At 63.0% G+C, this 23610-nt stretch carries 21 protein-coding genes; 12 read left to right on the top strand and 9 right to left on the bottom strand.

All coding sequences use genetic code 11. From position 1 onward, the window contains the following. Positions 1-79 precede the first annotated feature (79 nt). Positions 80-808, bottom strand: a complete 729-nt coding sequence (gene rph / locus E2K99_RS11145; RefSeq protein WP_034335535.1) for a ribonuclease PH — start codon at positions 806-808, stop codon at positions 80-82. A 315-nt stretch (positions 809-1123) separates the two neighbouring features. Between rph and E2K99_RS11140 the strand changes: the two genes are divergently transcribed. The 5 genes from E2K99_RS11140 (at position 1124) to E2K99_RS11120 (ending at position 6766) form a co-directional block, all read left to right on the top strand. Further along, positions 1124-2038, top strand: a complete 915-nt coding sequence (locus E2K99_RS11140) for a YicC/YloC family endoribonuclease (protein ID WP_084320194.1) — start codon at positions 1124-1126, stop codon at positions 2036-2038. A gap of 74 nt (positions 2039-2112) precedes the next feature. After that, positions 2113-2751: a guanylate kinase gene (gene gmk, locus E2K99_RS11135; protein WP_039788345.1), complete on the top strand. Its 639-nt coding sequence runs from the start codon at positions 2113-2115 to the stop codon at positions 2749-2751. A gap of 75 nt (positions 2752-2826) precedes the next feature. Further along, positions 2827-3030 carry a DNA-directed RNA polymerase subunit omega gene (rpoZ, locus tag E2K99_RS11130; protein ID WP_008328299.1) on the top strand — a complete coding sequence of 68 codons (204 nt, stop codon included), beginning with the start codon at positions 2827-2829 and terminating at the stop codon, positions 3028-3030. A gap of 35 nt (positions 3031-3065) precedes the next feature. Beyond that, positions 3066-5327 carry a RelA/SpoT family protein gene (locus E2K99_RS11125; protein WP_039788346.1) on the top strand — a complete coding sequence of 754 codons (2262 nt, stop codon included), beginning with the start codon at positions 3066-3068 and terminating at the stop codon, positions 5325-5327. A gap of 212 nt (positions 5328-5539) precedes the next feature. Beyond that, positions 5540-6766 carry a DUF2252 family protein gene (locus tag E2K99_RS11120; protein WP_039788347.1) on the top strand — a complete coding sequence of 409 codons (1227 nt, stop codon included), beginning with the start codon at positions 5540-5542 and terminating at the stop codon, positions 6764-6766. A gap of 7 nt (positions 6767-6773) precedes the next feature. Here E2K99_RS11120 and E2K99_RS11115 read toward each other — a convergent pair whose 3' ends face one another. Further along, positions 6774-7742 (bottom strand): LysR family transcriptional regulator, encoded by a 969-nt coding sequence (locus E2K99_RS11115; protein WP_039788350.1) that lies wholly within the window; start codon positions 7740-7742, stop codon positions 6774-6776. A 143-nt stretch (positions 7743-7885) separates the two neighbouring features. On the opposite strand from E2K99_RS11115, the gene E2K99_RS11110 reads away from it, so the two are divergent. Beyond that, the gene (locus E2K99_RS11110; protein ID WP_134222243.1) at positions 7886-8494 is read left to right on the top strand and encodes an FMN-dependent NADH-azoreductase; all 609 of its coding nucleotides are present in this window, start codon (positions 7886-7888) and stop codon (positions 8492-8494) included. A gap of 73 nt (positions 8495-8567) precedes the next feature. On the opposite strand, the gene E2K99_RS11105 is transcribed toward E2K99_RS11110, so the two are convergent. Together E2K99_RS11105 and greB are read right to left on the bottom strand one after the other, a co-directional pair. Beyond that, on the bottom strand, positions 8568-9908 hold the full coding sequence (locus tag E2K99_RS11105) for a DUF3422 family protein (RefSeq protein WP_134222242.1): 1341 nt from the start codon (positions 9906-9908) through the stop codon (positions 8568-8570). 121 nt (positions 9909-10029) lie between these two features. Continuing rightward, a complete protein-coding gene (greB, locus tag E2K99_RS11100) occupies positions 10030-10587 on the bottom strand; it encodes a transcription elongation factor GreB (RefSeq protein ID WP_134222241.1) in 558 nt (185 codons plus the stop codon). Positions 10588-10779: 192 nt separating this feature from the next. On the opposite strand from greB, the gene E2K99_RS11095 reads away from it, so the two are divergent. Continuing rightward, positions 10780-11667 (top strand): methylglyoxal synthase, encoded by an 888-nt coding sequence (locus E2K99_RS11095; RefSeq protein WP_121039877.1) that lies wholly within the window; start codon positions 10780-10782, stop codon positions 11665-11667. Between the two features lie 7 nt (positions 11668-11674). Next, positions 11675-12289 (top strand): hypothetical protein, encoded by a 615-nt coding sequence (locus tag E2K99_RS11090; RefSeq protein ID WP_134222240.1) that lies wholly within the window; start codon positions 11675-11677, stop codon positions 12287-12289. 89 nt (positions 12290-12378) lie between these two features. On the opposite strand, the gene E2K99_RS11085 is transcribed toward E2K99_RS11090, so the two are convergent. The 4 genes from E2K99_RS11085 to E2K99_RS11070 form a co-directional block, all read right to left on the bottom strand. Next, positions 12379-13737, bottom strand: coding sequence for an EAL and HDOD domain-containing protein (locus tag E2K99_RS11085; protein WP_134222239.1), 1359 nt, complete (start codon positions 13735-13737; stop codon positions 12379-12381). A 150-nt stretch (positions 13738-13887) separates the two neighbouring features. Next, positions 13888-14775: a 23S rRNA (adenine(2030)-N(6))-methyltransferase RlmJ gene (locus E2K99_RS11080; RefSeq protein ID WP_121039868.1), complete on the bottom strand. Its 888-nt coding sequence runs from the start codon at positions 14773-14775 to the stop codon at positions 13888-13890. 199 nt (positions 14776-14974) lie between these two features. After that, a complete protein-coding gene (locus E2K99_RS11075; RefSeq protein ID WP_134222238.1) occupies positions 14975-16711 on the bottom strand; it encodes a ClcB-like voltage-gated chloride channel protein in 1737 nt (578 codons plus the stop codon). Beyond that, the gene (locus E2K99_RS11070; RefSeq protein WP_134222237.1) at positions 16704-17081 is read right to left on the bottom strand and encodes a winged helix-turn-helix domain-containing protein; all 378 of its coding nucleotides are present in this window, start codon (positions 17079-17081) and stop codon (positions 16704-16706) included. The genes E2K99_RS11075 and E2K99_RS11070 overlap by 8 nt, the downstream gene beginning before the upstream one ends. Before the next feature lie 147 nt (positions 17082-17228). Between E2K99_RS11070 and modA the strand changes: the two genes are divergently transcribed. From modA to E2K99_RS11055, 3 genes are read left to right on the top strand one after another with little or no spacing between them, the layout of a single operon-like run. Beyond that, positions 17229-17999, top strand: a complete 771-nt coding sequence (gene modA, locus E2K99_RS11065) for a molybdate ABC transporter substrate-binding protein (protein WP_134222236.1) — start codon at positions 17229-17231, stop codon at positions 17997-17999. A gap of 21 nt (positions 18000-18020) precedes the next feature. Continuing rightward, entirely contained in the window at positions 18021-18695 is a 675-nt protein-coding gene (gene modB / locus E2K99_RS11060; protein ID WP_134222235.1) for a molybdate ABC transporter permease subunit, read from the top strand. Between the two features lie 46 nt (positions 18696-18741). Continuing rightward, entirely contained in the window at positions 18742-19410 is a 669-nt protein-coding gene (locus E2K99_RS11055) for a sulfate/molybdate ABC transporter ATP-binding protein (protein WP_134222234.1), read from the top strand. A 153-nt stretch (positions 19411-19563) separates the two neighbouring features. Here E2K99_RS11055 and aceA read toward each other — a convergent pair whose 3' ends face one another. Beyond that, on the bottom strand, positions 19564-20868 hold the full coding sequence (gene aceA / locus E2K99_RS11050) for an isocitrate lyase (protein WP_034333643.1): 1305 nt from the start codon (positions 20866-20868) through the stop codon (positions 19564-19566). A gap of 494 nt (positions 20869-21362) precedes the next feature. Between aceA and E2K99_RS11045 the strand changes: the two genes are divergently transcribed. Then, the gene (locus tag E2K99_RS11045; protein ID WP_134222233.1) at positions 21363-23594 is read left to right on the top strand and encodes an FUSC family membrane protein; all 2232 of its coding nucleotides are present in this window, start codon (positions 21363-21365) and stop codon (positions 23592-23594) included. The last annotated feature ends 16 nt before the right edge of the window (positions 23595-23610 follow it).

Genomic DNA, 23610 nt, shown 5'->3' with positions numbered 1-23610 from the left:
GATGCGGCACATGGCGTTTTTGTTCATATCGCTTCTAGGCGGCATTGTAAGGCGATTTACGCCGGGACGTGGCCGCGGATTACAGGCCCAGGGCCTGCTTCTGCAAGCCGTTGAGCGTGGCGATGCCTTGCTGGGCCAGGTCCAGCAGGCTGTTGAGGGTGGCACGGTCGAAGGCGGCGCCTTCAGCGGTGCCCTGCACTTCGACGAAATGGCCGCCGTCGGTCATGACCACATTCATGTCGGTATCGCAATCCGAGTCTTCCAGATAATCCAGATCGAGCACCGGGACGCCCTGGTAGACGCCGACCGAAATCGCGGCCACGAACTGCTTGACCGGAATGGTTTCGATCAGGCCGCGCGACTTCAGCACGTTGAAGGCGTCATAGGCGGCCACCATGGCGCCGGTAATGGCGGCGGTGCGGGTACCGCCATCGGCTTGCAGCACATCGCAGTCCAGCTGCAGGGTGCGTTCGCCAAAGGCTTCCAGGTCAAAGGCGGCGCGCAGGGCGCGGCCGATCAGGCGCTGGATCTCCTGGGTACGGCCGGATTGCTTGCCCTTGGCGGCTTCGCGGTCCATGCGGGTATGCGTGGAGCGCGGCAGCATGCCGTATTCGGCGGTGAGCCAACCCTGGCCCTTGCCCTTCAGGAAGCCGGGGACCTTTTCCTCGATGGAGGCGGTGCAGAGCACGCGGGTGTCACCGAACTCGACCAGCACCGAGCCTTCGGCGTGCTTGGTGTACTGGCGGGTCAGGCGCACGTCGCGCAATTGCGAAACGCTGCGGCCGCTGGGGCGATGGGAAGCTGTCATGGTGATCCTTGTCTTGGGCTGGGCGAGGCTGGGCGGATGGCGGGCGGCCAATTGGCCCCCAAAACCGCCGGTTTGATGTTTTTGATAGCGCGGCGCCGCGAAACTTCATTAAAATGCGGGCTCCGACCGGGTGGCACCCGGGCAGGCCGCACAGGCGGTGCCGGAACGTTCAAGTCCGGCATTGTAAAGGAACACGATGTCCGCCGTCGCGGCATCCTCCATTTACCTCCCTGGCCACCCTGCCCGCCCCGCCCGCAACCCTTATTCGCCGGCGCGCCCTGCTGCGCCGCCCGCCCGCTTTATGGAGTCCCGACCTTGACCATCTACAGCATGACCGGCTATGCCGTCACCACCCGTGAAACCACTGCCGGCACGGTCACCCTGGAAATGAAGAGCGTCAATTCGCGCTTCCTCGACCTGCAGTTCCGCATCAACGATGACCTGCGTGCGGTCGAACCGATGCTGCGCGAAGCCATCATGGGCCGCCTGGTGCGCGGCAAGGTGGAATGCCGCCTGTCCTTCGGCCGCAAGGTCGCCAGTGGCAACAGCCAGGCCCTGAACCACACCCTGGTAGGCCAGCTGGCCAGCCTGCAAGACCAGCTGCGCGCGCAATTCCCTGATGCCGCGCCGCTGTCGATCAATGAACTGCTGCGCTGGCCGGGCGTGATGGAAGAAGCCGAGATCAGCCAGGACACCCTGCAAGCCGACATCCTGGCCACGATGCAGCAGACCCTGGACGCCTTCGTCGAATCGCGTGCCCGTGAAGGGGCGGCGCTGCAGGCCGTGATCCTGGCCCGGGTGGATGCGATGGAAGCCATCGTGGCCCGCATCACCCCGCTGGTGCCGCAACTGGTCGAGCAATTCCAGCAGAAGGCCACCGAACGCATGACCGAAGCCCTGGGCCTGGCCCTGCAGACGCAGAACGGTGCCGCGCCGGTGGCCACCCGCGAGGAGTCGCTGGAGCGCATCCGCCAGGAAGTGACCCTCTACGGCATCCGCATCGACATTGCCGAGGAACTGGCACGCCTGTCGGCCCACCTGGGCGAAACCCGCCACATCCTCAAAAAGGGCGGCCAGGTCGGCAAGCGCCTCGATTTCATGATGCAGGAGCTCAATCGCGAGGCCAACACGGTCGGCTCCAAAGCCGCCGTCAAGGAACTGGCCGATGCCTCCATGGAACTGAAGCTGCTCATCGACCAGATGCGCGAGCAGGTGCAGAATCTGGAATGATGCCGGCCGCACAGCCCCATTCCGACCGATATTGATTAGTTAATAGTTAAAAGACATTTTTCAGCGAGGACCCCATGCCCGTCCAAAAACCTACTTCCGGTAGCCTCTTCATGGTGGTTGCCCCGTCCGGCGCCGGCAAATCGACCCTGGTCAACGCCCTGCTCAAGCAGGAACCGGCCATCAAGCTGTCCATCTCCTACACCACCCGCGCACCGCGCCCGGGCGAAGAACATGGCCGTGAATATTATTTCACCGACGTGGAAGATTTCCTGAAGCGCCAAGCCGAAGGGGAATTCCTCGAATGGGCCGAAGTGCATGGCAACTACTACGGCACCTCGCGCCTGATGATTGCCGACCAGATCGCCAACGGCACCGACGTGCTGCTGGAGATCGACTGGCAAGGTGCGCAGCAGGTGAAGAAACAATTTACCAATGCGATCGGCATCTTCATCCTGCCGCCCTCGATTGCCGCGCTGGAAGAGCGCCTGAAGAAGCGCGGACAGGACGAACCACACGTCATCACGCGCCGCATCCTGGCCGCCGGCGGCGAAATCGCTCACTCGCCGGAGTTCGAATATGTTATTATTAATCAAGAGTTTGCCGTCGCTTTGTCCGAACTGACGGCAATCGTCCAGGCCGCCCGCTGCCGCTTCCCGCAGCAAGCCGCCCGCAATGCCTACCTCTTCACCCAGCTGGGCATCCACGCGAGCTAAGCCGCACAAGCCAGACCAGCAACCCGGCGCCGGACCCATCAATCCACAAGCAAGACCGTCATTCAGGAGTATCACATGGCCCGCATTACCATCGAAGATTGCCTCAAGCAGATCCCCAACCGCTTCCAGTTGACCCTGTCGGCCACCTACCGTGCCCGCCAGCTGCTGCAAGGCCACACCCCGAAGGTGGAAGCCAAGGACAAGCCGACCGTGACCGCCCTGCGCGAAATCGCCGCTGGCAAAGTCGGTATCGAGATGCTCAAGAAGGTTCCGGCCTGATCCTGGTCCGTCCATGAAGCTGATAACGGACAAGTATGAGCCTCACCACTACCGACTCCACCTTATCAGCCGCTGCTAGCTCCAAACGTGCCGCCGGTTCCGGCCGCACCGCAACTCCCCTCGAAGTCGCCCCTGCCGCCCACAGCGGCGTGGCGACTTTCGCGCATCTGATCCCCAAGCTCGAAGAGTACCTGACCCCTTCCGAACTGAAGAAGGTCAAGGAAGCCTATCGCTTCGCCGACGAGATGCACCTGGGCCAGATGCGCAAATCCGGCGAGCCCTACATCTCGCATCCGCTGGCAGTGGCCGAGATCTGCGCCGAATGGAAGCTCGACGCCCAGGCCATGATGGCGGCCTTTCTGCACGACGTCATGGAAGACCAGGGCGTCAAGAAGGAAGAGCTGATCGAGCGCTTCGGCGCCTCCGTGGCCTCACTGGTGGATGGCCTCTCCAAGCTGGACAAGATCGAATTCCAGAGCCAGGTCGAAGCGCAGGCGGAGAACTTCCGCAAGATGCTGCTGGCCATGGCGCGCGACGTGCGGGTAATCCTGGTCAAGCTGGCCGACCGCCTGCACAACATGCGCACGCTGGGCTCCATGCCGCCGGAGAAGAAGCGCCGCATCTCGCGCGAGACCATGGAAGTCTACGTGCCCATCGCGCACCGCCTGGGCCTCAACAACATCTACCGCGAGCTGCAGGAGCTGTCCTTCGCCCACCTGCATCCGCTGCGCCATCGCACCCTGCTCAAGGCCGTCAAGGCTGCGCGCGGCAATCGCCGTGAAGTGGTGACCAAGATCATGGAATCGGTCACCAGCACCCTGATCGCCGCCGGCATCCCGGCCCAGGTCGATGGCCGTGAAAAGACCCTCTACGGCATCTACCGCAAGATGCGCAACAAGCACCTGAGCTTCTCGCAGGTGCTGGACGTGTACGGTTTCCGCGTGGTGGTGGACAGCTTCGCCAACTGCTATGTGGCGCTGGGGACCTTGCACTCGCTGTTCAAGCCCATGCCGGGCAAGTTCAAGGATTACATTGCCATTCCCAAGTTGAATGGCTACCAGTCGCTGCACACCACCCTGATCGGCCCCTACGGCACCCCGGTCGAGTTCCAGATCCGCACCACCGACATGCATCGCGTGGCCGAATCCGGCGTGGCTGCGCACTGGCTCTACAAGGATGACGAAGGCAGCCTCACCGACCTGCAGCAGCGTACCCACGCCTGGCTGCAGTCGCTGCTGGACATCCAGAAGCAGACCGGCGACTCGGCCGAGTTCCTGGAGCACGTCAAGGTCGACCTGTTCCCCGATTCGGTCTACGTCTTCACGCCCAAATCGAAGATCATCGCCCTGCCCCGTGGTGCCACGGCGCTCGATTTCGCCTACAGCATCCACACCGACATCGGCGACCAGACCACTTCGGCCATCATCAACCACGAACCGGCCGCGCTGCGCTCGGAGCTACACAACGGCGACATCGTCGAGATCATCACCTCGCCGACCTCGCGCCCCAGCCCCAACTGGCTGGGCTACGTGCGCACCGGCAAGGCCCGTTCGGCCATCCGCCACCGCCTGCGCACGGCCAACAAGGTCGAATCGCAAGCCGTCGGACGCCGCTTGTTGGGCAATGCTCTTCATACGTTGGGCATCGAACCTGAACTTCCTTCCCATATCGTCGAGCGCCTGCTCAACGAATCCAGCGCCAAGACCATGGATGACCTGTATGCCGAGATCGGCATCGGCACCCGCATGGCCCCGCTGGTGGCACGCCACATCATGACCATGATGGATACCGGCGTGAGCGTGCCGCAGCTCGATCCGGAAGGCCACATGCTGCCCAACAAGCCGGACCCGGTGGTCATCACCGGCAGCGAAGGGGCCTCGGCGCAGTTGTCGTCCTGCTGTATGCCGATCCCGGGCGATCGCCTGACCGGCTATTTGAAGCCGGACCAGACCCTGATCGTGCATACCCAGGAATGCGAGACCGCCAAGCGCCTGCACGAGAAGGAACCGGACCGCTGGATCGACCTGGTCTGGGGCCATGATCTCAATCGCCGCTTCGATTGCCGCATCACCATTCTGATCCACAACGAGCGCGGCACGCTGGCGCGCATCGCTGCCGAGATCGGCGAGTCCGATGCCAACATCGTCTCGGTGGCCATGGATGACGAAGGCGGCAATGGCTCCATGAAGTACCTGCGCTTCACCATCCAGATCGAGGATCGCGTGCACCTGGCGCGCCTGATGCGTGGCATCCGCAAGATCGACAGCGTCGCACGTATCCTGCGCGAACGCGGCTGATCCTGCCCTGTCCCCCTCTGCAAACGCCCGCTGATGCGGGCGTTTGTCTTTTCCGGGATCCGTTTTGCGGGCAGCGTGCAGGCAGCGCATGGCCGGGAGTCTGACAAGGCAAGTCTCGCTTCTCTGATAGGCAAGCGGCGAAGAGGCGAGGAAACTGATCATTGGGCTTCATCCGCCCGCAAAAAAAATGAATATAAATAATATAAATCGCCATGCCAAAAAAACTGATCACGAGGACGCCTCGTCCCTCCGCACGCCAGGACATCCTGAAAACCGCCCAGAACCTCAAAATGGCCCGCTCTGCCCACGCCTACGTGCGCGGCAGCACCCTGCGCTTCTACAACTGGCTCAACGAGACCCAGGCCAGCAGCCTGCCCGAAGGTCCGGCCATCTGGATCTGTGGTGACTGCCACATCGGCAACCTGGGCCCGGTGGCCAATGCCGAGGGCAAGATCGACATCCAGATCCGTGACTTCGACCAGACCGTCATCGGCAACCCATCGCACGACCTGATCCGCCTGGCACTGTCGTTGGCCATGGCCGCGCGCAGTTCGGACCTGCCGGGCGTGATCACGGCCAAGATGATGGAGGTGCTGGTGGAGGGATATGAATCTGCCTTCCGGCCCGGTGACGACCTGCGCCTGGGCAAAAAGCCCAAGTCCGTGCGCGTGGCCCTGAAGACTGCACATCGCCGCACGTGGAAGGAACTGGCGCATGAACGCACGCAAGGCAAGACCGTGCATATCCCGCTGGGAAAACGCTTCTGGTCGGCCTCGCGACAGGAAAGAAAAGAGATCACCGCGCTGGTGGAATCGGCCCCGGCGCGCGCCTTGCTGACCGCCTTGCGGCATCGCGAGGACGACGCTGCCATCAAGATGCTCGATACCGCTTACTGGATGAAAGGATGCAGCTCGCTGGGCCTGCTGCGCTTTGCCGTGCTGCTGGATGTGAACGAACAGGCCAGCGAAAGCAGCGACCTGTGCCTCTTCGATATCAAGGAAGCCGTCACCGCCGCCGCACCCCGCTACCGCGATGCCGGCATGCCGCGCGACAACGCCGAACGCGTCGTCACCGGCGCACGCCATCTTGCACCGCACCTGGGTTCACGGATGCTGGCCACGCGCCTGCTGGAGCGCCCGGTGTTCGTACGCGAGCTGCTGCCGCAGGACCTGAAGCTGGAAATCGATCACGTCAGCCAGGAAGAGGCCCTGCGTGCGGCGCGCTACCTGGCCCGCGTCGTTGGCCAGGCGCATGCGCGCCAGATGGATGAAGCAACCTGCCGCGCGTGGTACACCGAACTGGCGCGGCAACGGTCGAAGACGCTGGAAGTGCCGTCCTGGCTGTGGCGCAGCGTGGTCGACCTGGTGGCCAACCATGAGCGCGCCTATCTGGAACATTGCCGCCGCTATGCCTTGGCCGAACAGGCGGTGGAGTTCTGAGACGGACTCAGGCCGCTTTCTGCGGTAGCGGTTGCACAGCGGCCTCCCGTTTCAGATGCTCCTGGCAGGCCTGTGCGCCTTTGTCGGCAATGCCGCGCTCCAGCTTGTCGGCGAAGAATTCGATGAGCGCACTGACCGCACTGGGCAATTGCCGCCGGTGTACGTACACGGCATAGAAGCCCATGGTGTCGCGCTGGTAATCCGGGAGGATGTTGATCAGGCTGCCATTGCGCAGGTCTTCAGAGGCCAGCATGGTCGGCAGCAGCGCAATGCCCAATCCTGCCCGCGCCGCACGCAACTGCCCTTGGGCGGTGTTGATGCACAGGCGCGGTACCACCCGCACGTTTTCCGGACCGTGCGGCCCTTCCAGTTTCCACACCGTATGCTGGGGTGCCTGCGACGTCGCCAGGCAGGCATGGCCCACCAGGTCGGCCAGGGCCTGCGGCGTGCCTGCGCGCTCCAGGTAGCGCGGACTGGCGATAAGGGCCATATGGCTCTGCACCAGCTTCCTGGCCACCAGGCTGGAGTCGGGCAGCACGCCGCCCCGGAAGGCCAGGTCGATACCCTCGGCGATCAGGTCGGCGCGCCCGTCATTGAGCACGAATTCCAGTTGCACCTTGGGATAGAGATGCATGAACTCATGCATCCACTCGATGGAGAAATTGTCGAAGAAGTCCACCGGGGCAGCCACGCGCAGGCTGCCGGACGGCTCCCCCTGGCTTTGGGTGAGACTGGCGCTGGCGTGTTCGATGTCTTCCAGGCCCGGCGCGCAGCGCTCGAAGAATTCCCGCCCCGCGGCCGTCATGTTGAGCTGGCGCGTGGAGCGTTGCAGCAGCCGCACCCCCATGGCCGCTTCCAGCGCCTGCAAACGGCGGCTGATGGTATTGGGCGGCATGGACAGCTTGCGCCCGGCGGCGGCGAAGCTGCCGGCCCGCACTACATGGACGAAAAGCCAGATGTCATTGAGGTCTAGCATGGCGATGTTCGATTCCCACCAAAAGTGGATCAGTGAAATGCGATTCTCGCATCTATTGGAAGAAATGAAAACTGGGTATCGTTGACCCCGATGCAAAGGCGTTCACCGAAGGCCTTGCCCACCGAACAACGAAAGGACACACCATGAGCACTCTTCTGCATATCGACTCCAGCGCCCGCAGCGGCGGTTCCATCTCCCGTCAGCTGACCGCTTCCTTCGCCCAGCAATGGCAAGCCAAGAACCCCGGCGCCAAGGTGGTGCACCGTGACCTGGCCGCCAACGCCCTGCCGCACCTGAGCGAATCGATGCTGGGTGCCTATTTCACCCCGGCCGACGCGCGCAGCGCCGAACAGGCTGAAGTGATCAAGCAATCCGACGCCCTGGTGGACGAACTGCTGGCCGCCGACACCATCGTCATCGGCGTGCCGATGTACAACTTCGCCCCGCCGTCGACCCTGAAGGCCTGGATCGATCATGTCTTCCGCGCCGGCCGCACCTTCAGCTACACCGAAACCGGCCCGGTCGGCCTGGTCAAGGGCAAGAAGGCCGTCATCATCCTCTCGCGCGGCGGCAAGTATTCCGAAGGTCCGATGGAAGCGCTGGACTTCCAGGGCAAGTACCTCAAGAGCGCACTGGGCTTCATCGGCATCACCGATGTGGAACTGGTGGTCGCCGAAGGCGTGTCCATGGGTGAAGAAGCCGCCAAGGCCGCTGTAGCCGGCGCTGAAGCCAAGATCAACGCCACCGTCTGATTCTCACCGTCGCAACACCCTGCAACGGGGCGCGCCGCCAAAGCGGTGCGCCCCGTTGGCTTTTGAGCCCCCTTCAGTGGTTGCCCAGATCCTTGTGCATGCGGCGCAAGCCCAGCCAAACGCAGGCCGCCACCACCGGCACGACCAGGCCGGTGGCCAGGTCCGGATTGATGGGCAGGCCCGCCGCCTTGGCCGCCTTGCCGGCATAGCCCAGCAAACCAATCACGTAATACGAGATCGCCGCCACCGACAAGCCCTCCACAGCCTGCTGCAGCTTCAGTTGCTGGGCGGCGCGGGCATTCATGGATTCCAGGATCTGGCGGTTCTGGCGCTCCTGCACGATGCCGATCCGCGTACGCAACAGGTCGTTGGTATGGGCAATGCGTTCGGCCAGCGCTTCCTGGCGGCGGGCGATGGCCTGGCAGGTATTCATGGCGGGGGCCAGGCGGCGCTCCATGAATTCGCCGATGGTCGGTACACCCTCGATGCGCTGCTCGCGCAATTCTTCGATACGCGCCTGCACCAGGCGGAAATAGGCTTGCGAGGCCGAGAAGCGATAGCTGTTCTCCAGCGACAACTTTTCGATGCGCGCCGCCAGCCCGGTGATCTTGCGCAGGATGCGCTCATCCTCGGCCATCTCTTCCGGTGTGCCGCTGGTGGATTGCTCGGACTGCACCATGGCTGCGGTCAGCGCGGCCAGGTCGCCTTCGATCTCGTTGAGCAAGGGACCGGACTGCTGCGCGTGCGGCAAGCCCAGCAGCGCCATCATGCGATAGGTCTCGATTTCAAGAATGCGCTGCGCCAGGCGTCCGCCCTGCAATTCGCGCAGGCCGATATCGCGCACCACGAAGCGCGAAAAACCATCCGACTGGATCTGGAAATCAGTCCAGATCTCGCCCCCTTGCAAGACCTTGCTGGAACTCATCAGCTTGCCTTCGAAGATGCGCTGCATCTGGCGCGCAGTCGCGGCTGTATCGTCAACGCCCGGCTCGACCACCACGTGCGCGGCCACCATCAGCTTGCCCTTCAAGCCCAGCAGCCACTGCTGCGGAATATGCGCCAGCGGCGCGCGGGCAAAGGCGTGGTCGGTGCCGAGATCTTCCTCGTGCGCCTGGGCGAAGGTGTAAGTGGCGAACTCGGTATGGCACTCCCACTTCAGGCGGAAGCGGCCGAAGTCATGGTAGAAGTGCTTGGCCTCGCCGCCCGGGGCGACCACGCCGAAGTGCGCGCACAGCTCGTCCAGCAGCACATGCTGGGCGCTGGCATGACGGCCGCCGTTGCCGTCTTCGCGTACGTAGACGGCCAGGTGCGTCAGGGTTTCCGAGCGCGTGAGCTGCAGGAAGGGGCGCGAATGCACCTCGGCGGCCAGGACGACGCGCTGCGGGTGATTCAGGCTGGCAAAAACGATGGACATGAACGTTCTCGTGGAGGATTGAAATTCGGTTTGCCGGGCGCGGCGAGCGGCGCACGCGGCGACAGCTTGCCCGCATGCAATTTGCACGCCGGGCCGCCGTCACAAGGGATAAGGAGGAGCGCTACTGCGGTGCCGGATAAGTCACATCGAGGATGGTCAGCTGCTCTACCCCCGACGGTGTCTGCAGCACCACTTCATCGCCCTCGCGGGCCTTGGTCAGCGCCCGCGCCACCGGCGAGATCCAGCTGATCAGTCCCTTGAGGGGATCGAGTTCATCGATGCCCACGATGGTGACGGTGTGCTCTTCGCCGCGCTGGTTTTCGTAGGTCACGGTCGCGCCGAAGAAGATCTGGTCACTGCCGTGGTGCACGGAAGGATCGACCACCTCGGCATTGTCCAGCCGCTTGGTCAGAAAGCGGATGCGGCGGTCGATCTCGCGCAGGCGCTTCTTGCCGTAGAGGTAGTCGCCGTTTTCGGAACGGTCGCCGTTGGAGGCGGCCCAAGACACCACGCGCACCACTTCCGGACGCTCTTCATCGATCAGGTGCAGCAGTTCATCCTTGATGCGCTGATGCCCCTGCGGGGTCATGTAGTTCTTGCTGCCGGCGGGGATGGCCGGCAAGGCGATTTCATCATCGTCGTCGGCACCGTCGGATTCTTTAACAAAAGCCTTGTTCATGCTGGAGTGGGGTTGGTATGCAGGTTGACGCTTATTGTAGCCGCATGCGAGCGCCTGCAACGGTACAGTTGCGGCGATTAATGCGCGGGGCACCGTGCCGGGCTCGCCCTTTGGGGCGCACTCGGCGATAATCTGCACTCGCGCCTGCGCATGCCGTCCATGCCAGGTTCTCCAACTCGCCTGCTCGCGCCCATGTCTTCCATCGCTCCCCGCTATCGCATCGGTCTCATTGCCAACCGCGCCCATCAGGACGCTTCGGATTCCGCCCTGGTCCAGCTGCTGACCGGTTCGCGCCATCGCATCGAAAGCCTGCAACCCGAACTGATCGTGGTCGGCCGCACGCTCGATGCCATCGGACAAATGAATCTTCTGCCCGGCTATGAGCACCTGGTGCGCTTTCCCTATGGCCGCCATGGTGGCCTGATGAAGCTGGTCTCGCGCACGGTCGACCCGGATCCCGCCCGCACGCTCGATGCGGTGATCTACCTGATCGATCCGGTCGACCCCTCCTCCACCTTCCCGGAAGCGGTGGCCCTGAAGCGCCAGTGCGTGATCCACGGCAAGCCCTTCCTCTCGACCCTGGCCGGTGCCCAGGAGTGGTTCGAGCTGGAAGCCCTGGCCAACGGAGCCGCGCCCGATAGTTTCCTGGACGACCGTTTCCATCTGAAGGACGAAGGCATCGCCCTGATCGCCCACGACGCCATGAAAACGCGCATGCTGGAGCTGGCCGAAAAGCATTTCGAGGTACTCGACCAATTTGCCTTCCGCTGTGCCACCGGCACCACCGGCGGCCTGCTCAACCAGCTGGCGGTGAAGATGAAAGGCGAAGCTGGCCGCAACTGGGTCAAGCCCTTCCTCTCGGGCCCCTTGGGCGGTGACGCCCAGATCGCCGAACTGATCCTGGAACGCCAGTGCCGCCGCGTACTGTTCCTGGAAGACCCGCACGTGGCACGCCAGCACGAGGCCGACATCCAGCTGCTGGAACGCGCCGCCCGCACCGTTACCGGTTATGCCTCCTGCATGAGCGACGTGAAGTGGGGCGACCGCTGGCTCTCGCTCATCAAGGCGCGCGCCGTCTGATCGCTGGATGACTGACCCGACCTTGCCGCCGCGCCGGCCGCCCCGCTGGCGGCGACGGCTGCTGGCACCGCTGCTCTACACGGCAGCCCTGCTGCTGATGCTGGAAGAATGGCTGTGGGACGCCACCCAGGCGGTGCTGGCACGCATCCCCGAATGGCCCTGGCTGGTGCAATTGCAGCGCTGGGTGGAACGGCTCTCGCCCTACGCGGCGCTGCTGATTTTCCTGGCACCGACCCTGCTGCTCTTGCCGGTGAAGATTCTGGCGCTGATGTCCATCGCGCATGGCCACCCTACCCTGGGCGTGATCATCGTGCTCACGGCCAAGGTGCTGGGCACGGCGCTGGTAGCGCGCATCTATGCGCTCACGCGGCGCAGCCTGCTGTCGCTGGACTGGTTCCAGCGCTATCACACCCGATTGCTGGACATCAAAGCCCGGCTCACCGCGCAACTGCAGGCCACGGCCGGCTGGCAGCAGGTGCAGCGCCTGCTCAAGGCGGTCAAGTCGGCCATTGGCGAGTTCAAGCGCAAGCTGGCCGTGCGCCTTACCACCCGCCCGGGTGCGCCGTCCTCTCGCCTGTTGCGGCTGCTGCGCCGGCTGGTGGCCCGCATGCGGAGCAAATAGATTCATCTTGCAGATTTCAAAAATGAAAAGGGCTGCTAAAGCAGCCCTTACTTCATGAAGACACGCCCGCTCACGCGGCACCGGCGCAATCAGTCATCGTCATCGTCGTCATCGATGTAGCCCTCCGGCGGCGGCGACATCTGCATCGTGGCCTGCTGGCCGATGTTGTTGTTGGCGATGCTGTTGCCCCATTCGAAGGCCTGCTTTTCGGCGGCAAAGAAATCGTCTGCCGACAGTTGCAGCTCTTCCAGCAAGCGCTGCATCTCCTCCTGGTCGGGCGCGCGCAGTTCGGTACACTCCACCAGGCGCAGCACGGTGCCGTAGAAACCGGTACGGCGCAGCAGCGCTTCGCGGATCTCGGTACTGACGGTGATCTGGCGCAGCACGGTTTCCATGCTCATACCGAAGAGTGCATCCACCAGCGACATGATGCCGACCGTGAAGGCCATCTCCGACATCTTGCGACGGCCGGGGCGAATCTTGGCCGTGATCAGTTCCAGCATCTTGCCGCGTGTGGCCGCCAGAATCATCAGCGGCGACATGGAATGGGCGCGATCCTTGTCGGTATTGGCAAACAGGAGGATCTGCAGCCAGCGCTTGAGCTGGCGGCGGCCCAGCACGATCAGTGCCTGGCCCAGCGAATCGATGAACTTCTGGAAACCGTAGACGGGCGTGTTGACCAGCCGCAGCAACGTGAGCGACAGGGCCACGTCGCGCTTGATGTAACGCACGATCTCGGCGTTGTCGACATTGCGCACCAGGAGCGTGAGCAGATGCATGATGATCATCTTCGAGGCTTCCAGCTTCTTGCCCTGGAGGATCATCGGCTTGGCGAAGTAATAGCCCTGGAAATAATCGAAGCCAAACGTCATGCAGTCATTGAACACCTGCAGGCTCTCGACTTTCTCGGCCAGCAATTCCTTTTGCGCCCGCTTGAAATGCACCGACAGCTTGAGCAGCTTGCTGGGATCGACCTCCATCACGTCGATCTTGATGATCTTCACCAGCGGCAGCAGCTCTTCGATCTCCTGCGACTCAGCCACTACATCGTCCAGCGCGAATACGTAACCGGCAGCCACCAGTTCACGCACTCGCGTCACCAGTTCGGGCGTGACGCGCACGGTTTCCAGGATTTCCAGCACCACCTTGTCGGCCGGTAGGAAATAGATGAAGTCGCTCATCAGCACGGCGGCATCGACATTGATGAAGCCGTGCAGATTGCCGATCACGTTGGACAGCCCCAGCTCAGAAGCATGGGCAATCACGGCCGCCGTGGCCGTGACATCATCCTTCACATTGGCCGGACCGAATGCGGCGCTGCGAAACAGCAGTTCATAGCCGATCAGATCCTGCTCGCGGCTCAGGATGGGCTGGCGCGCCAGGAAGAAATCCAGGGCCTGGTGCGCAGGAAGGGGCGAAGCGGTTGGGTCGGCGGACTGGTCTGACATGGTTGTTTTTCTACGGGCCCCTGGCGTTGCGATCAATCTTGACGTACAGCAATCCGCTTATTGTATGCCGATTTGGCATTGTTTCAGCGACATCACGACTATTCCAAACGAAAAAACTCACGAATATTCACAAACCCGCATTCACGCGATTCAGTTTTCGCCGGATTCGAGCACGTACTCCGCGGTGTCATCCACACCCAGCACCTCGATCAGGTAGGGCATGACTTCCTTCAACTGGGCTTCCAGCGTCCAGGGCGGATTGAGGATGAACATGCCGCTGTTGTGCAGACCAAAACCATCGGGCGCCGGGCCATGGATGGCCAGCGTGACGTTGAGCCAGCTCTTGGCCCCCAGGCGCTTGAGTCGTTCAGGCAGCTGGCGCGATTCGTTGCGCTGCAGGACCGGATACCACACCGCATACGTGCCGGTCGGGAAACGCGTGAGCGCATCGGCCAGCACCTGGGCCACGTGGGTGTAATCGCGCTTGTCTTCATAGGGCGGATCGATCAGCACCAGGCCGCGGCGCGACGGCGGCGGCAGCAAGGCCTTCAGTCCCTGGAAACCATCGCCCCGGTACACCATCACCCGCTTGCCGCGTGCAGCCGGGCGCTGGCCCTGGGCGGCGGCGTGGGCCTCGAGCTTGCGGAAATTGTCTTCCAGCACCTTCACTTCGCTGGGGTGCATTTCGAACAGACGCAGGCGATCCTGCTCGCGCATGGTCTTTTCGGCGCAGTAGGGAGAGCCGGGGTAGTAACGCATCTTGCCGCTGGGATTGAGCGACCTGACCAGATCGACGTATTCCTTCACCATCGCCGGCAGGTCCTTGCGGTCCCACAGCTTGGCGATGCCGGTTTCATATTCGGCGTTCTTGCTGGCGTAATCTCCATCCAGCGCATAGACGCCTGCGCCGGCATGGGTGTCGATGACCATGTAGGCAGGGTCTTTCTGCCCGAGATAGCGCATCAACTGGATGATCACCATGTGCTTCAGGACATCGGCGTGGTTGCCGGCGTGGAAAGCGTGGCGATAACTCAGCATGGAAAATTCACTTCTAGGATGGGGGTTGAAATCGGGTGACGCATCGGCTCGAACGAGTTCTGCGCCACGACCACCGTTGAGGTGGAACGTTTCGCATTTTATCAAGGATAAGTGAGCAGTTGTCGGACAGCCCCGCCATTGTTACAAACAACGGCGGCGCCAGCGGCGGCGACAAGCGAGCCTCCCGCCTTCCCTGCCCTCAGTTTCCGGCGCGATCCAGGCGGAAATAGGCATCCAGCAGCGAGGTCTTGAAAACCACCCCCAACAGGCGCGGGTCTTCCGCGCTGGCGATGACGGGCAGGCGCTCCCCCTGGTGATCGAGGAACAGCTGCAGCGCCTCGCCCAGGGACATGTCGGGCGTGACTTCATGCAGGAAGTGCGGCCGCAGGAAGTCCCGCGCGACCCGGCCTGCAGGTTCCTTCTTGTCCAGCAGCCAGGAGGTGATGTCCTGCAAGGCCACCACGCCCAGGTAGCGCTCATGGGCATCGACGATGTAGACGTACTTGACCGGGTATTTGAGGAACAGCGCGCTGACCTCTTCCAGGCTGGCTGTCTCGCTTAGCACCGTGTCGGCCGGGCGGATCAGGTCGCTCATGTGGGTGCCGCGCAAGCGCAGCCGCTCTTCGTTGTCGCGATGGCGTTTGAGGGTGATCTCGTACATGGAACGCCCGTCCGTGCTGCGCGCCACCACATAGGCCACCACGCAGGACAGCATCAGCGGCAGCACCACCTGATAGCTCAAGGTCATCTCGAAAATCATCAGGATCGCCATCAGCGGCGCATAGGACGCAGCCGCCAGGAAGGCCCCCATGCCCACCATGGCGTAGGCGAAGGGCTGCGACATGTGGAACGGCAGCAAGGCCTGCGCGGTATCGCCGAACAGGTAACCCACCGCCGCGCCGACGAACAGCGTTGGCGTGAAGATACCGCCCACCGCACCCGACCCGACGGTGATGGCGGTGGCCAGCACCTTGATGACCAGCACCATCAGCACCGCCTGCCACAGCCAGGTGGTATGCAGCAGCGAATTGACCAGGCTGTAGCCATTGCCCCAGACCTCGGGCACTTCGATGGAGATCAGCCCGACCAGCAGCCCGCCCACACCCAGGCGCACCGGCAGCGGCAACTTGAGCTTGCCGAAACCCTGCTTGCCCAGTTCCAGCACTCGCAGGAACTGCGGTGCCAGGATCCCGGCCAGCACACCCAGCACCAGGAACAGCAGTACTTCCCAGCCGCCGATCTCGGGGAAATACGGCATCTCGTAGGCGGCACGATAGCCGGGCAGCTCGCGCATGGTGATGTTGGCCACCACCGAGGCCACCACCACCGGGCCGAAGCTCTCCATCACCAGCGAACCGAGGACAATCTCGGTAATGAAGAAAGCGCCCGCAATCGGCGCGTTATAGGCCGAGGTAATGCCGGCTGCGGCCCCGCAGGCCACCAGCAGCCGCAGGCGAGATGAAGGAAAGTGTGAAAACTTTCCCACCAGCGAGGCGCACAGAGCCGAGAGCTGCACCATCGGCCCCTCGCGGCCGATGGAGCCACCCGAGGCAATCGAGGCCAGCGAAGAGATGCTGCGCAAGAGTGTATTGCGCACCGGAATGGCACCATCACCGATGGCTACCGCTTCCATGTAATCGCCGCCATTGCCGGCCGGGGTGCGCTTGGCCCATACCAGGAACAGGCCGGCAATCACGCCGCCGCAGGTCGGCAGCAGCACCCGCACCGGCCAGGACAGCCCCTTGGCGATATCGACGAAGCTGCCATCATGCCCGGTCAGCCAGATCTGCAGCAGCGCGATGCATTCACGGAAAGCGATCGTGGCCAGCGCCCCGACGAAGCCGGCCAGCGCGCCCCACAGCAGCATCGAATGATTTTCGGAAACGCGGCAGGCATTGAGGACGCGCAGCCGGTACTTGATCCACAGCTCATGCATGGTCGTCTTCGCCCTCCGGCTGGACGGCGCTCATCAAGCCCTGCAGATGCCTGAGATCGGCGGCAATACTGGCCGCCGCCTTTTTCTGCATGCGTCGATAGCGCGCCAGCACTTCCTGCCCCAGCTCAGTGACGGCCGCACCGCCCCCGCGTGCGCCGCCCGTGGCGGTCGCCACCAGCGGGGTGGCGAAGCAGCGGTTCATCTCCTCCACCAGCAGCCAGGCACGGCGATAGGACATCTCCATCTCGCGCGCCGCCCCGGAAATCGATCCGGTCCGTGCAATCGCCTGCAGCAGGTCGGCCTTCCCCGGGCCGAAGGCGATGGTCTCGCCTTGCATCACGCGCACTCGTAGGGTCTTGGAATCATTCATGCGCGTGATTGTACTAGTGGGCAGTCCGCTGCGGCCAGGCGACTGCATGCAATTGACGCTCGTTATATCCTTGCGTATATTTCGCCGACCTGCCGCGCTTGCGCTTTTTTGCCTTTTTCTTCATTTATCACGACCAAGGACTGCACGATGCTAAAGACCGCCCGCCTGAAAGCCGCTCTGGGTGCGGCTTGTGCCGCTACGCTGCTATTGGCCACTACCAGCGCGCAGGCCACCGACCTGGTGGTGTCGGCCGCCGCCAGCCTCACCAATGCCTTCAAGGAACTGGCCCAAAGCTTCGAACAGCAGCATCCGGGTGTGAAGGTCATTACCAACTTCGGCGCCTCTGACATCCTCATGCAACAGATCGTGCGCGGTGCCCCCGCCGATGTCTTCGCCTCGGCTGACCAGACCGCCATGGATAAAGCCGCCGCCGAAAAAGCCGTCGATTCCTCTACCCGCAAGAATTTCGCCGCCAACCAGATCGTGGTGATCGTGCCGCATGACGCCAGAGTGCAACCGGCGACGCTGGCGGACCTCACCGGCGCGGGCTACCAGCGCATCGCCCTGGGCAATCCTGCCTCAGTCCCCTTTGGCCGCTACACCAAGGCCGCACTGGAGCAGGCCGGACTGTGGGCGCAAGTACAGGCCAAGGGCGTGATGGCCGAGAACGTGCGCACCAGCCTGGATTACGTGGCACGCGGCGAAGTCGATGCCGGCTTCGTCTTTGCCACCGATGCGGCGGTCATGCCGGAGAAGGTCAAGGTTGCCCTGCGCATCCCCTCCACCACCCCGGCCACCTATCCCATCGCGGTGACTGCCGGTACCCGGCAGCCGGCACTGGCCGCGCAGTTCGTGGCGCACGTACTGTCGGCCAGCGGGCAGGCGGTGCTGGCGCGCTATGGCTTCCAGAAGCCCTGATCGCTTGACACGGCACGCCTGATGCATCCGGTCTGGACTCCCCTTCTGCTCTCGCTCAAGGTCGCGGGACTGGCGACCCTGCTCAACCTGGTGCTGGGCGTGGCCGCCGCCTGGGGGCTTTCGCGCTGGCGCTCGCCGCTGCGGGATTTCATCGATTCGATCCTGACCCTGCCGCTGGTGCTGCCGCCGACCGTGCTGGGCTATTACCTGCTGGTGCTGTTCGGCCGGCGCGGACCCTTCGGGGCCTGGCTGGAGAGCCTGGGCATCCAGTTGGTCTTCACCTGGCAGGGGGCGGTGCTGGCCTCCACCGTGGTGGCCTTTCCGCTGGTGCTCAAGGCGGCGCGGGCGGCCTTCGAGAGCGTGGATCATCAACTGGAAGATGCCGCCCGCGTGCTGGGCGTATCCGAAGCCGGGGTGTTCTTCCGGGTCAGCCTGCCCCTGGCCACGCGCGGGATCATGGCGGGTGTGCTTCTGGCCTTCGCCCGCGCCCTCGGGGAATTCGGTGCCACCCTGATGGTCGCCGGCAACCTGCCGGGACGCACGCAAACCCTGTCGGTGGCCATCTACGAAGCCGTGCAGGCGGGGGACGATGGGGCCGCTACCTTCCTGGTCGTGGTGACCTCGATCACCTGCATCGTGCTGTTGATGGTGGCCGGGCGCCTGATGCCGGACCGCGTGCAGCTGCCGCTCCGGTAAGATTGCTTCACTTTCCCCTCCTGCCCTCTGACCCCTGAACGATCACGTGAGCGTCGACCTTCACCTTCAGAAAGAGCTGCGCGCTGCCGATCGCGTTTTTTCGCTCGACATCACCCTGGCCTCCGACAGCCAGCGCATCGTGCTCTACGGCCCTTCGGGTTCGGGCAAGAGCCTCACCCTCAAGGCCATCGCCGGTTTGATGCGCCCTGACAGCGGCCACATCCGCATCCAGGGCCGCACGCTCTTCGACAGTGCGCAAGGCATTGATGTGCGGGTGCAGGAGCGCAACGTCGCCTACCTGTTCCAGGATTACGCCCTCTTCCCGCATCTGACGGTGGCGCAGAACATCGCCTTCGGTCTGGCACGCGGCAGCATCAACCTGCGCCGCCCCGCCGAGCATCCAGCCGTGCGCCAGTGGCTGCAGGCCTTTGAACTGGAGGCCATCGCCCACAGCCGTCCGGCGCAGATTTCCGGCGGCCAGCGGCAGCGGGTGGCGCTGGCGCGCGCGCTGGTGGCAGAGCCCGACATGCTCTTGCTGGATGAACCCTTCTCCGCACTGGACCTGTCGCTGCGCCAGCGCATGCGCAGCGAGCTGGCCGAGCTGCAAAGCCGCCTGCAGGTACCGATGCTGCTCATTACCCATGACCCGGCCGATGTGGAAGCGCTGGGGCAGACCGTGTTCGAACTGCGCGACGGCCGCCTGCATCGTCCCTGATCCTGGCCGCCTGATTTCCGGGAGACGGTCGAAAAAAAACCGCACTCTTGTGGAGTGCGGCATCAAGTTCGGGGATCTCCCCGCCGGCCCGCGCAAGGATGCGGGCCGGCGTTACATCACACACATTCACTCAAACTTCGGCATCGTCCTGGCTCAGGCGGCCTTCTTGGCCTTGTCGTCGAAGAATTGTTCATCTTCGGTCGAACCGTGCAGGGCCGTGGTCGACGACTGGCCTTGCTGGATGGCCTGGGTCACGGCGTCGAAGTAGCCGGTGCCGACTTCGCGCTGGTGCTTGACCGCCGTGAAGCCCTTGGAGGCGGCGGCGAATTCGGCTTCCTGCAGTTCCACGAAGGCCGACATCTGGTTGCGGGCATAGCCGTGCGCCAGGTTGAACATCGAGTAGTTCAGCGCATGGAAGCCAGCCAGCGTGATGAACTGGAACTTGTAGCCCATGGCACCCAGTTCACGCTGGAACTTGGCGATGGTGGCGTCGTCCAGGTTCTTCTTCCAGTTGAAGGACGGCGAGCAGTTGTAGGCCAGCAGCTTGCCCGGGAACTTGGCGTGGATGGCTTCGGCGAAGGTCTTGGCAAAGGCCAGGTCGGGCTTGCCGGTTTCGCACCAGACCATGTCCGCATACTCGGCATAGGCCAGGCCACGCGAGATCGCCTGGTCGATGCCCGGATGGGTCTTGAAGAAGCCTTCCACGGTGCGCTCACCCGACAGGAAGGGCTTGTCGTTGGCATCCACGTCGGAGGTCAGCAGGTCGGCGGCTTCGGCATCGGTACGGGCGATCACCAAGGTCTTGGTGCCCATGACGTCGGCAGCCAGGCGAGCGGCGTTGAGCTTTTCACAGGCTTCGCGGGTCGGCACCAGCACCTTGCCACCCATGTGGCCGCACTTCTTGACCGAGGCCAGCTGGTCTTCGAAGTGAACGCCGGCCGCACCGGCTTCAATCATCGACTTCATCAGTTCGAAGGCATTCAGGACGCCACCGAAACCGGCTTCGGCATCGGCCACGATGGGCGCGAAGAAGTCGATGTCGTCACGGCCTTCGGACCACTGGATCTGGTCGGCACGGGCGAAGGTGTTGTTGATGCGCTTGACCACCATCGGCACCGAGTTGGCCGGGTACAGCGACTGGTCGGGATACATTTCACCGGCCAGGTTGGCGTCGCCGGCAACTTGCCAGCCGGACAGGTAGATCGCCTTCAGGCCGGCCTTCACCTGCTGCATGGCCTGGTTGCCGGTCAGCGCGCCCAGGGCATTGACGAAGGGTTCGTTGTGGACCAGGTTCCAGAGCTTGTCTGCACCACGCTTGGCCAGGGTGTGCTCGATTTGCAGCGAGCCGCGCAGGCGGACCACGTCGGCGGCGCTGTAGTTGCGCTTGATGCCCTTCCAGCGGGGGTTCTCTGCCCAGTCGCGTTCCAGGGCCTGGATTTGCTGTTCACGTGTGCTCATGTGGATCTCCTTGTTGGTCAATATGAAGTGGCTTGAAACCGGATGAAATCGTTGATTCCATGACTTCATAGTAGGCCTGGCGGAGCGGAGCAACAATGTCTTATATAAGATATCTGTAAAATTTTTATACCAATATAATCATGTACTTACGCGCTCTATTTTGCGATACGAAACGAAAATCCGGAGAATGAAAAGGAATTTTGATGCAGCGCACTCGTACTTTTCACCATACGAAATGACGATTTCGTATCGTAAAAAAAGCACGGAAATGAAACCTCTTGCACGCTCATCGTTCATATCACCGCGATCGTTGATGACGTTTTTGACCGATCCAGGCCGCACTGGCGTCCGAAGATCCGTTTTTTCCTTCATCTATCGACTCGTCAAACTGTCTTCCACGACCCAAGGCGCTCGGGTTGTCTAATTGCAAAAGAAGGCAGAGAATAAGCGCCTAACTCATTCCAAAGCGGTGATGCAACGCCGCCCCTGTCTACATGCATTACGCCCTGGACATTCGCACCTTCCTCTTCAGTCATTATTTCTATACAGGTGTGCGGATCGCGATCGGGGTAGTCGGCCTGACCCTGCTGGTGTTCAACGTCGCCGACATGCCGACCACGATGACGGTCTTCCTGGGTGCACTCTGTACCAGCCTGATGGACCTGCCCAGCCCGCTGCGCCACAAGTTCAACGAGATGCTGGCCGGGGTGCTGCTCTGTACGGTGGTGATGCTGGTCATCAGCCTCTGTGCGCCGGTGCCGTGGCTGGTCAGCGCGATGATGGTGGTGGTGAGCTTCTTCGCCAGCATGATGGTGGTCTACGGCAAGAAGACCATGCCGCTGCAGTTCGCTGCGCTCATGGTGATGACCCTGTCGATGGAGAACCAGGTCCCCATTGCCGACGCCTTCCTGCATGCGGGCCTGTTCCTGGGCGGCGGGCTGGGCTATCTGGCTTATTCGATGGTGGTATCGTGGTTCCTGCGCCGCCGCATCAAGCAGCAGGTGCTGGCCGAGGCGCTGTTCGAGCTGGCACGCTACCTGCGCATCAAGGCCGACTTCTATGACGTCAAGCATGACCTGGCCAGCCAGTTCAACCAGCTGGTGCGCCAGCAGATCGTGGTGGCCGACAAGCAGCAGGCCTCGCGCGACCTGATCCTGCGCGACCTGCATACCAAGCAGGATGGCCTGCTGGTGCAGGTGCACCTGTCGATGCTGGAACTGTATGAACAGGTGCTCTCCACCCACGCCGACTATGCCCTCCTGCGCCAGCATTTCGGCGAGTCCGACGTGATGATCTTCCTGCGCGACTTGGCCACCAAGGCGGCGCAGGACATCGAATCGATCGCCTATGCGATTACCCGCAAGAAGGCCTCCGAACCCAGTGTGAACTACAAGGCCGAGCTGCGCGCGGTGCAGTTCGAGATGCAGGAACTGGCCCAGCCCGGTCCGCGCCAGGCCTCGCAGGAAGCGCTCACGCTGCTGCGCGTGACCTACAACAAGATCCGCGACATCATCGAATTCATCGGCCAGGTCCACCAGGCCACGCAGAACCCGGTCGATCCGCTGCCCATTTTGCCGGGTTCGGATATGACGCCCTTCCTGACCCAGCAGAAATTCAAGTTCAACATGCTGCTGGTGAACCTGCGCTGGCAGTCGCCGATCTTCCGCTTCGCCATCCGGGTGGCGCTGGCCGTGACCACCGGCCTGTGGATTGCCGGGCTGCTGCCCTACATGGCGCACGGCTACTGGATCGTGCTGACCATCGTCATCATCCTCAAGCCCAATTTCAGCGCCACCAAGCAGCGCATGGCGGACCGCCTGATCGGCACCGTCATCGGCTGCCTGATCACCATGCTGATCCTGCGCTTCGTGCACAACCCGCTGGGCCAGTTGGCGGTGCTGTTCGCCGCCAGCGTGGCGGCCCCTGCCTTCACCTACATCAAGTACCGCTACACGGCCATTGCGGCCTCGGTGCAGATCCTGATGCTGCTCAACCTGCTGGTACCGGCCGGTCACCAGGGCGTGATCGGCGAGCGGCTCATCGATACCCTCATCGGCGTGGTCATCGCCACCGTCTTCAGCTACGTGCTGCCAGCCTGGGAGTACCGCGACCTGCCCAAACTGCTGCGCAACGTGCTCAAGTCCAGCCAGCGCTATCTGACGGCCAGCCGCGATCTGCTGGAGGGCAAGGTCAAGGATGATTTCTTCTACCGGGTTTGCCGCAAGGGCTTCATGGACAGCCTGGCCGCGCTCATCTCGGCGCTGGTACGGATGATGGATGAACCGGCCACCAAGCAGCGCGCGGTGCGCGAGCTGAACCGCTTCATCGTGCAGAACTATCTGGTGGCGGCCCACATTGCTGCCCTGCGCCTGATGCTGCGGCGGCATCAGGAAAACATGCCCCAAAGCGCAGTGGCCAGGCTGATCGAGGAGACCTATCTGGAAGCCAGCCAGCACCTGGCCGAAGCCCAGCGCCTGCTGGCCCCCAAGCCAAGAAAGCGTGGCGGTGCGGTAGTGGTGTCGCCCGAAGCAGCCGAGGACAAGGCCCTGTCCGGCAAGATCGAACTGATCGGCCCGGTCACGCCGGAGCCGGTACCGGCCGAGGCCAGCGCCTGGTCCGGCTGGGACAACCTGCGCCGCCGGACCAGCCTGCTGAATCAGGATTTGAAGGAAATTGTCAGCCAGACCGAGGCCATCGACCGGGTACTGCGCAAAACCCCCGACTGAGCGGCTTGGCGGGCTC

Source organism: Herbaspirillum huttiense (assembly GCF_004367745.1).
Lineage (GTDB): Bacteria > Pseudomonadota > Gammaproteobacteria > Burkholderiales > Burkholderiaceae_D > Herbaspirillum > Herbaspirillum huttiense.
This window is presented reverse-complemented; position numbering and strand designations above follow the sequence as displayed.